Annotated in this window: 10 protein-coding genes and 1 pseudogene; 9 read left to right on the top strand and 2 right to left on the bottom strand. The window is 69.9% G+C overall.

Annotation, left to right across the window (positions count from 1 at the left end):
* The 4 genes and pseudogenes from E1193_RS27130 to E1193_RS32125 all read left to right on the top strand — a co-directional run.
* Positions 1–864 (top strand): winged helix-turn-helix domain-containing protein (locus E1193_RS27130; RefSeq protein ID WP_207922883.1); only part of this gene is annotated, 864 nt, incomplete at its 5' end.
* Between the two features lie 247 nt (positions 865–1,111).
* A pseudogene (locus tag E1193_RS33875) lies at positions 1,112–1,291 on the top strand (Tn3 family transposase); the annotation flags it as partial.
* 10 nt (positions 1,292–1,301) lie between these two features.
* Entirely contained in the window at positions 1,302–1,535 is a 234-nt protein-coding gene (locus tag E1193_RS33870) for a Tn3 family transposase (RefSeq protein ID WP_347877049.1), read from the top strand.
* A complete protein-coding gene (locus E1193_RS32125) occupies positions 1,529–2,377 on the top strand; it encodes a Tn3 family transposase (protein ID WP_279433396.1) in 849 nt (282 codons plus the stop codon). The genes E1193_RS33870 and E1193_RS32125 overlap by 7 nt, the downstream gene beginning before the upstream one ends.
* Before the next feature lie 502 nt (positions 2,378–2,879).
* Here the strand turns inward: E1193_RS32125 and E1193_RS27120 are convergent.
* Positions 2,880–3,380, bottom strand: a complete 501-nt coding sequence (locus tag E1193_RS27120; RefSeq protein WP_243707926.1) for a dihydrofolate reductase family protein — start codon at positions 3,378–3,380, stop codon at positions 2,880–2,882.
* Positions 3,381–3,725: 345 nt separating this feature from the next.
* Here E1193_RS27120 and E1193_RS27115 point away from each other — a divergent pair, with 345 nt between their 5' ends.
* The 5 genes from E1193_RS27115 to E1193_RS27095 all read left to right on the top strand — a co-directional run bounded on the left by E1193_RS27115 (position 3,726) and on the right by E1193_RS27095 (position 8,290).
* Positions 3,726–4,094 carry a YciI family protein gene (locus E1193_RS27115; RefSeq protein WP_132186014.1) on the top strand — a complete coding sequence of 123 codons (369 nt, stop codon included), beginning with the start codon at positions 3,726–3,728 and terminating at the stop codon, positions 4,092–4,094.
* Positions 4,091–5,347, top strand: coding sequence for a sigma-70 family RNA polymerase sigma factor (locus E1193_RS27110; protein WP_132186013.1), 1,257 nt, complete (start codon positions 4,091–4,093; stop codon positions 5,345–5,347). The genes E1193_RS27115 and E1193_RS27110 overlap by 4 nt, the downstream gene beginning before the upstream one ends.
* Before the next feature lie 309 nt (positions 5,348–5,656).
* Positions 5,657–6,073 carry a hypothetical protein gene (locus E1193_RS33490; protein ID WP_243707925.1) on the top strand — a complete coding sequence of 139 codons (417 nt, stop codon included), beginning with the start codon at positions 5,657–5,659 and terminating at the stop codon, positions 6,071–6,073.
* Positions 6,074–6,239: 166 nt separating this feature from the next.
* Positions 6,240–7,175: an alpha/beta hydrolase fold domain-containing protein gene (locus E1193_RS33485; RefSeq protein WP_132186012.1), complete on the top strand. Its 936-nt coding sequence runs from the start codon at positions 6,240–6,242 to the stop codon at positions 7,173–7,175.
* A 17-nt stretch (positions 7,176–7,192) separates the two neighbouring features.
* Entirely contained in the window at positions 7,193–8,290 is a 1,098-nt protein-coding gene (locus tag E1193_RS27095; protein ID WP_243707924.1) for an esterase-like activity of phytase family protein, read from the top strand.
* Positions 8,291–8,374: 84 nt separating this feature from the next.
* Here the strand turns inward: E1193_RS27095 and E1193_RS27090 are convergent, their stop codons facing one another.
* On the bottom strand, positions 8,375–9,076 hold the full coding sequence (locus E1193_RS27090) for a hypothetical protein (RefSeq protein ID WP_243707923.1): 702 nt from the start codon (positions 9,074–9,076) through the stop codon (positions 8,375–8,377).
* Between the last annotated feature and the right edge of the window lie 243 nt (positions 9,077–9,319).

Here is a 9,319-nt window from a genome sequence, read left to right as displayed (position 1 = left end):
GGCGGGTGGAGGCGTCGTGTGCGTGGCGCCCTTGACTCGCGGTCCGCCGTCCTGGCCGCGATCGCCCCCGCGCGACTGCCATACTTCGACCTGGTCACGCTCGCCGGGCCTAGCCGCGACCTGGCCGAAGGCGCCGAAACGTTCCTGGCCAGCCCCCGGCAGGCCGTCCGGGCTGAACTGGACTTCTACGCCGAGCATCACGGCCGGGTGCCGACCGTGCTCGCTGGGCTCGTCGACTCTCTCGCCGTCCGGCAGGAGGTGCTGTCCGTGGTGGAGGCCTACCACCGTGTCGCCATCGGCCCACACTGGAACCGCATACGCGCGCACCTCGACGCCGAGCGCGCCCAACGCGGCACGATCCTGCTCGACCGCGGTGTCGACGGTCTCCTGTCGAGCCTGCACCCGGACATCCGGTGGAAGCCGCCGACCCTCCACGTCAATGCCCCCGACCAGTTCGACGGCGACCTCACCCTCGACGGGCACGGGCTGCTACTGGTGTCATCGTTCTTCCTGCGAGCCCCGCTGCTCTGTTACGACCCAAGGAATCCCGCCGACTGCTTCTTGATCTACCCTGCTCCGCTCGGCATCGACCACGCCGCGGACATCTGGACGACCGGCACATCGACGCAGGCGCTCGCCAACCTCCTCGGGCGCACCCGCGCGTCGGTGCTCACCGCCATCGCCGACGGTGTGAGCACCACCGGCTCCCTGGCCCGCCGCCTGGACATCTCATCGGCAGCGGCCAGCCAACACACCACCGTGCTGCGCGAGGCAGGCCTGATCACGACCCGCAGGCACCACAACAACGTGCTACACAACCCCACCCGAACCGGCCTGACCCTCCTCGACCGGCACACCACATGAGGCGTAGGGGCTGTCTCGCCAACGGTCCCGGGATTGAGGAAGATCGGTACAGCGGTTAGCGCTGAGAATGATTTTGATCTGAGGTCTCACGTAAACGTTCCTCTGCGATAGACCTGGACCCCGGCTCGACGGCGGCGACGCCGACGGGGAGGTCCGTATCGATGCCGACGGCCGGCTGCACGCGGAGAAGGTCAAAGCCATCGCGGAACCACCGAGCCTGGTCGACCTGCGCCGCCGCCTGGAGGCGATGCTGACCAGGGTCGACATGGGCGAGTTGATCCTGGAAGTGATGTCCTGGCAGACACGGTTTGTGCAGGCATTCACCGCGGTCTCCGGCGGCCAGACCCGGCTGGATGATCTGCACGTCACAGTCGCGGCGGCGTTAACCGCCCACGCCCTGAACGTCGGCTTCACCCCGGTTATCTCAGGCATGCCCGCTGACCCGCTCCCGGATCAGCCACGTCGATCAGAACTACCTGCGGTCGGAGAACTTCGCCGCCGCGAACGCCGCGCTGATCGAGGGCCAGGCCGACGTCGACCTGGCGCAGGCGTGGGGTGGTGGTGGCCTGGTCGCTGCAGTCGACGGGATCCGGTTCGTGGTGCCGGTGCGCAGCATCCACGCTCGACCGAACCCGAACTACTTCGGTCGGCGGCGTGGACCACGCTGCTGAACCTGGTCAACGACCAGGCGGTAGGCGTGGCCGGGCGGGTCGTGTCCGGCACCCCGCGTGACTCGCTGCACGTCATCGACCTCATCTACAGCCAGGACGGCGGCAAACGACCCGAGGTGATCATTTCCGATACCGGGTCGTACTCCGACATCGTGTTCGGGCTGCTGCGGCTGCTGGGCTTCGACTACCGCCCACAGCTGGCCGATTTACCGGACACCAAACTGTGGCGGATCAACGCGAGCGCGGACTACGGGCCGCTGGACGCCACCGCCCGAGGCCGAATCGACCTGGCTCGGGTGCGCCGGCACTGGCCGGACATCCTGCGCCTCGTCGCCTCCATCCACACTGGCACCATCTCGGCGTACGACGCGATGCGGATGCTGCAAGCCGGTGGAAACCTGACCCAGCTCGGTGAGGCCCTGGCCCACCTGGGGCGGATCTTCAAGACGCTGCACGTACTGGCCTACGTTGACCTCCTGCCGTATCGGCGGGAGATCAAGGGGATGCGCAACCTGCAGGAAGGCCGCTACGACCTCGGCCGGCACGTGTTCCACGGCCGCAAGGGCGAGCTGTACCGGGCGTACCACGAAGGCATGGAGGACCAGCACGGCGCGCTCGGACTGGTCTTGAATTGCATCACCTTGTGGAACACCGTCTACCTCGACACCGCGATCAAGCAGCTACGAGCCACCGGGTATCCGATTTTGGACGCTGACGTGGCTCGGCTCTCGCCGTACCTACGCAAGCACATCAACGTCCACGGACACTATTCATTCCAGCTGCCCGAACTTGGCGAGGGCCGGCGGACACTGCGCGATCCCGACGCCGGCGACGAGGAGTAACGCTGTCAGGACACACCCTTTCCGGGGGTGTCGGTCTCGTTTCCGCGCCATTTTCTTCGGCCGCCTGGGCGAGATCCACCACGCCTACCGCGAGGGGATGGAGAATCATCTCGGGGCGCTTGGTGTGGCGATCAATACGTTGTCTTCTGGAATTCGCTCTACCTGGACGCTGCTGTAAGGGAGTTAGGAGCCGGAGGGCTGACGGTCTCCCTAAGATCCACTCCTGGCTTTCCCCGCTGATCCATGATCATATAAATTTCTATGTTAGGTGCCCGATGGTCCGCTCCCATGGCACGGACGCGCTGCGGCCCCTGCGCGACCCCGGTGCCGGCGAGGACTGACCCGAATCCGCACGGCCCGGTTGATCAGCAGGCGTCGGAGGCCCGGTTCTCGTATAGCTGCCGTAGCCCAGCAAGTAACGCTGAGTAACCATCGCTCGACGGCCCGCCTCAGGGCAGCCCCGGGAGACAAACAGCCGGCTGGGGCCAGCCCTGAGGACCGGTCACTTTCGCCAGAACAGGTGGTGCGTCACCCCGCTCGGGCTGGGAACGACCTCCAGGTGGAACCGGTCGAGCAGCTCATCGGGGGACTCCCAGAGTCGTACTCCGGACCCGAGCTTTACCGGCGAGACCGCCACGTGCAGGGTGTCGACGAGGTCGGCGTCGAGGAACTGCCGGATGGTGGTAGCCCCGCCGCCGAGTCGGACGTCCTTGCCCTGCGCCGCCTGTCGGGCCTGTTCGAGGACCCTGGCAGGGTCGCCGTCGACGAAGTGGAACGTGGTGTCGGAGAGCGTAAACGAAGGACGCTTGTGGTGGGTCATAACGAACACCGGGGTGCGGAACGGGGGCTCGTCACCCCACCAGCCGCGCCACTCGTGGTTGTGCCAGGGCCCGCGCTGGGGACCGAACTTGTTGCGGCCCATGATTTCGGCGCCGATGTTGTGGGCGTAGTCCCGCGTGAGGTAGTCGTCGAGACCCCGGCTGCCCCCGGGGTCGGTGCGCATAGGCCAGCTCGCCGTGGCGCCGGCCCAGGCGAACAGCCTTCCGGGCTCGACATGACCGAATGGCCTCTCGAGGGTCTGGTCCTCACCGGCACCGATTCCGTCACTCGAGACGTTGAAGTTCTGGACTCTCAGTAGCTGAGCCACGTGTTCCTCCTGTGATGGCGATAACGGTGGTGAGACTTGGATCGTCACCGGGAGGTCGGAGCCGATCGACGGATTTTGACCCGTACCGGCAGAATCATCTGATCTGCTGAACCCGCCGTCGGCATGTCAAGGGCGGTCGGCCCGCGACGACCACCCGATGACGGGGCCCCGACCGGGAGCCACGACGGTGAGGAGTCGGACATGAAGTTCCTGCTGATCATGCACATCAACCCGGCCATTATGGAGGAACTGACCGACGCCGAGCGCCAGGAGATCATGGACGGCCACGGCACATTCATGAAGACGATCCGCGAGTCCGGCGAGATGATCGGCACCGAGGCGCTGGCCGACCCGTCCCAGAGCTCGGTGGTCCGTGTCCGCGACGGTGTGCCGGTCGTCACCGACGGCCCCTACCTGGAGGCCAAAGAATTCCTGGGCGGCTACTACCTGGTCAACGTCGCGAGCAGGGACCGCGCGCTGGAGCTGGCCGCGATGATCCCGGACGCCCGGTTCAACGGCTTGGGCATCGAGGTCCGCCAGGTGATCTTCTCCGGCGGCCCGACCGCTTGAGCGCCGACCGCGCCACCGTCGAGGGCTTGCTGCGCGCGCTCGCGCCGCAAGCCCTCGGCGCACTGGTGCGCCGGTACGGGCAGTTCGACCTGAGCGAGGACGCCGTGCAGGAGGCGCTGCTCGCCGCGGCGACACGCTGGCCGACCGAGGGCGTCCCAGACAACCCGCACGGCTGGCTGACCACGGTCGCCGGCCGCCGCCTGGTCGACCAGATTCGCAGCGAACAGGCCCGGCGCCGACGCGAGGATGCGGTGGCCGCCCGGGATTCGGATCGGACGTCGCCCGGCTCCGGCGAGGACACCCCGGCCGACCGGGACGACACGCTGACCCTGCTGTTCCTGTGCTGCCACCCGGCGCTGAGCCCGGCCTCGCAGGTCGCGCTGACGCTGCGCGCGGTCGGCGGCCTGACTACCGCAGAGATCGCCCGCGCCTACTTCGTACCGGAACCGACCATGGCGGTCCGGATCAGCCGGGCCAAGCAGCGGATCAAAGCCACCGGCAGCGAGTTCATCATGCCGGTCGGGCAGGATCGGGTGGAGCGACTGCGGGTCGTGCTGCACGTGCTGTACGTGATCTTCAACGAGGGCTACACCGCCAGCTCCGGCGACCGGCTGCGGCGCGACGACCTCGCCGCCGAGGCGATCCGGCTGACCCGTCTGCTGCACCGTCTGCTGCCGGACGACGGCGCGGTGGCCGGCCTGCTGGCCCTGATGCTGCTCACCGACGCCCGCCGGGCCGCCCGCACCGGCCCGCACGGCGAGCTGATTCCGCTCGACGAGCAGGACCGCTCGCGCTGGGACCGCGGTCGCATCGCCGAGGGCGTCGCGCTGGTCACCGACGCGATGACCCGCTCGACACTCGGCCCCTACCAGTTGCAGGCCGCCATCGCCGCGCTGCACGATGAGGCGCCCAGCACCGGCGAGACCGACTGGCGTCAGATCAACACGCTGTACAAGATTCTGGAGCGGCTCTCGCCGAACCCGATGGCCAGCCTGAACCGGGCGGTGGCGGTCGCCATGATCGACGGACCGCGGGCCGGCCTAGCCCTGCTGGACGAGCTGGCCGCGGACGACCGGATCACCGACCACCACCGGCTGCACGCGGTCCGCGCACACCTGCTGGAGATGGCCGGCGACTATCCGGAGGCCTGGGAGTACTACCACCGCGCCGCCCGCGGCACCACCAGCCTGACCGAGCGCCGCTACCTGGAAACCCGCGCCGCCCGACTGGCGCCACGTCCCGCCTCCGGCTGAACCTTCCCGCTCCACCCCGGTCGGGACTGCCACCGCGCTGCCCCGAGGGTTCGAACGTCCGGAAACATTCGTTCGCGGCGTGGGCACGAGGCGCGGTTGAACACGTTTCCCAGTTCGTCACGGAGATCGACGGGCTGGAGGTGCACCTCCTGCACATACGCTCACCGGAGCCGGACGCGCTGCCGCTGCTGCTGACGCACGGCTGGCCCAACTCCATCGTGGAGCTCACCGAACTGATCGGGCCGCTGACCGACCCGCGAGCCCACGGCGGCGACTCGGCACGACCTCGGCGCGTATGTTGCCCCGGCGGTGGCGAGGGTCGCGCCGGAGCACGTGGTCGGTGTGCACATCGACGGCGGCTTCGGCTTCCCGAGCAGCTTCCACGTGGAGACGCCCGACCAGGCCATCGCCCCGGACCACATTCTCACCAACGTGAGCCTCTCCTGGTTCACCGGCACGTCAGGATCGTCGTCGTGGCCCATGTACCAGCGCCTCATGCTGGCCGACGACGGTGGTTTCGTGTGGCCCAAGGGGCAGAAGCGGGTACCGTCCGGCGTGTACGGGAGCGGGTCGGCGTTGATGCGGCGGCTCGCCGGGCGCGACAACACCATCATCCACTGGCCGGAGGGGAACCCCGGCGGCCACTTCGTGGCCATGGAGGTGCCCGAGTCGCACGTGGCCGACATTCGTGCCTTCTTCGGCAAGCTGCGGTGCCTGTCGGCGTAGTCACCCGGTGGTGGCCGGCGCCGTGGATGCCAGCGGCGCCGGCATCCGCTGCCGTACCATCGGCGTTGACCTGCTGCGCGTCCGGCGGCTGCGTTCCGGCGGTGCCCGTCGGCCGGCACTGGTGCCGCCCTCGGGCGGCGTCCGCTCCCACGTCGATGGAGGACGCATGTCCGTTCTGGCCAGGCCACGGGTCGCCGCGGTGGCGGCGCGGCTGCTGCAGGCGCTGGCCCCGACGGTGGTCGGCACGACCGGCCGGCGGCGCCGCAAGGTCTTCCCCGATTGCCCGGGCACCACGCGGCAGCTCACGATCCCCACCTCGATCGCGCCCGCGCCCACCGTCGTCTACCGCCCGTCGGTGCCGGACCGGCACCCGCCGGTGCATGTCAACCTACACGGCGGCGGGTACGTGATGCGAGGCATGCAGTACGACGACCCGTTGTGCCGGTACCTGGCCGCCGAGGCCGGGGTCGTTGTCGTCAACGTCGACTACGTGGTCGCGCCGCAGCACCGGTTCCCCGCCGCACCACGGCAGGTCTTCGAGGTGCTTCGCTGGGTGGCCGAGCACGGTACGGACCAGGGGTGGGACGGGCACCGGCTGACCGTCGGCGGGCAGAGCGCCGGTGGCGCGCTCGCCGCGGCGGCGGCGCGCCAGGCGTGGGGGCAGGGTGGACCGGCGATCGCGCTGCAGGTGTTGCACTACCCGCCGCTGGACCTCACCACGAGCGCCGCAGACAAGCGGTCGGTGGTCGAACGGCCCGTGCTTCGACCGTGGATGGGGGAGGTCTTCGACAACGCGTACGTGCCGGACCCGGCCGTACGCGCTGATCCGCTGGTGTCGCCCGCCGGTCCGGCGGACACCGCGAACCTCACCGGGATCGCCCCCGCACTGGTCGTCACCACCGAGTACGACCTGCTCCGCGCCGAGGGCCAGCGGTACGCACGGCGGCTACGCGAGGTTGGCGCGCTGGTCGCACACCTCGACGTGCCGCAGGCCGACCACGCCTACGACCTGAGCGACGTCGAGAAGGCCCGGCAGACGTACGCCGTGATCGCCCGCCACGTCCGGCAGGCCACCCGGCCCGCGCCCGCTGCCGCGACCTGACACGGTCGGGGACCGCGGTGTCGACGGCACGCTCTTGGAGGCTGCCAACCCTGCTCGGCGTCCTCCTCGCCGTCGTCGCCCCCGGCGTGGCGGTGGCCGCACCGGCGTCGCCCCCGGCCCCGGTGTGCCGGGTGGCCGACGAGCGGCTGGACGAGGTGTCCGGGCTGGCCGCCACCGACGACGGTTTCGTCGCGGTCAACGACGGCAGCGACGAGGAGTCGCACCGCCGGATCTTCTACCTCGACCGGAGCTGCGCGGTGACACGCACCGTGCGCTACCCTTCCCGGCCGCGTGACCCGGAGGACCTGGCGGTGACCACCGACGGCACGGTGTGGGTGGCCGACATCGGCGACAACGACCGCAGCCGCGAGACCATCGCGGTATGGACGTTGCGGCCGGGGCAGCGGCGGCCGGTGCTGCACCGGATGACCTACCCGGACGGCCCGCACGACGCCGAGGCGCTACTGGTCACCGACGACGGCCGGCCGCTGGTCGTGACCAAACAGGCCGGCGCCGCCGGACTGTACGCACCGACGACGCCACCGCGCCCGGGGGAGACCGTGCCGCTGTCCCGGGTCGGTGAGGTGCGCCTACCCGTGACCGCCACGGCCAACCCGTACGGCTTCCTCGGCCGACGCCTGGTCACCGGCGCGGCGGCCTCCCCGGACCGGCGACGGGTGGTGTTGCGCACCTACGCCGACGCCTTCGAGTACGACGTCCCCGACGGCGACGTGGTCGCCGCGTTGACCAGTGGCACACCGCGGGTGGTCCCGTTGTCCGACGAGCCGCAGGGCGAGTCGGTCACCTACAGCCGCGACGGCCGTTCCCTGCTGACCATCTCCGAGACCGCCGACCAGCCGCGCGGCACCCGCCCGGCGGTCCTGCGCCATCCGCTGGCGTCGGGGGCTGCGCCGCCGGTGTCCGGGGGGACGGTCGTCCCGCCAGCGCCCGGCTCGGCCGCGACCCCGTCGGCGTCAGCGACCGCCGTCGGCGAGGTGCCCGCGCCGGCGGGTGGTCGGAAGGCCGGTGCGGCCACGGTCGGGGTGGGGCTGGTCGGGATCGGCGTGGCGGTGATGGTGCTGGTGGGGCTGCTCCGGTCGCGCCGCGGCGGGTGAGCCCGGTCCGTCCGGTGTCAGCGGCCCGGCGTCGCCGGGGCGAACCCGCCGGCCGGTCTGCCGTGCCGGCGGGCTGCCGATGCGTCAGCGGGTGACGGAGAAGGAGTTGGTGGTGAAGGTCTTGCCTCCGGCGGACGAGGTGATCTCGTAGCCGAGCTGCACGTCGCCGATGGTCACGTCACCGAACCATCCCCGGTTGCGGATCCACTGGGCGACCGCCGTGACGTTGACCGCACCCGCGTTGGTGTTGCTGGTGCGGATGAACGAGTAGACCTGGTTGTGGCCGTTGGAGCCCCGGTAGATGTCCCAGGTGTGCCCACCCACGGTGGCCCGGGTCTGGTAGCTGCCCAGCGGGCCCACCGGGCCGTACTTGTTCATCCACAGCATGATCTCGTGGGCGTGGTCGGTGGTCCAGATGTCGTACGCCGTGGTGAAGGCGACCCCGCTGGTGGGGACGGTGACGTTGAAGCTGCTGGTGACCGTGCCCAGTTGGCTCACCCGGCGGCCGATGTACCGGGTGGCGTTCGGGTAGGACTTGATGCCGCCGGTGTTGGGGTGGTTGGCCCAGACCCACCAGTGGCTGGGGGAGTTGGCCGTGATGGTCTGGGGGCCGTAGCCGTTGCCCCAGACGTTGTTGTAGAGGGTGTAGCCGCCGCTGCTCCAGGTGCCCCAGCGGTCGGACGACGACCAGACGGCGGCCTGCGAGGGCGCGCCGGGCAGGACTGCGGCCGTGACGGCGAGCAGCAGCGCGGTCGCGCCGGCGGTGAGGAGGCGAATCAGGCGCAAGAGATTCCTCCCTGTGGAGTTGGTATGCCCTGGTCCTTAATCATTTTAATTTTCATTAACAACTATTTCAAGTGATGCTGATCGATGCTTTTGCCTTGCGGGGGGCGGTGGACAGCGTCACCCCGGACAGCCGGGGTGACGCTGTCCACCCGTACGTCGCTTGTGGCCGGGTCGGGACCGCCGGGGGCAACCCGGCCCGGTTGGGGTCACGGGGTCGCGGTGCAGCCCAGCGTGGGGGTGGAG

The sequence above is a fragment of the Micromonospora sp. KC606 genome (assembly GCF_004348675.1).
Lineage (GTDB): Bacteria > Actinomycetota > Actinomycetes > Mycobacteriales > Micromonosporaceae > Micromonospora.
This window is presented reverse-complemented; position numbering and strand designations above follow the sequence as displayed.

Coding starts and splice junctions, on each gene's coding strand:
- E1193_RS27120 (WP_243707926.1), bottom strand. CDS start 3,380: ATGCGCACCGACCCCGGGGGCAGCCGGGGTCTCGACGACTACCTCACG.
- E1193_RS27115 (WP_132186014.1), top strand. CDS start 3,726: ATGAAGTTCCTGCTGATCATGCACATCAACCCGGCCATTATGGAGGAA.
- E1193_RS33485 (WP_132186012.1), top strand. CDS start 6,240: ATGTCCGTTCTGGCCAGGCCACGGGTCGCCGCGGTGGCGGCGCGGCTG.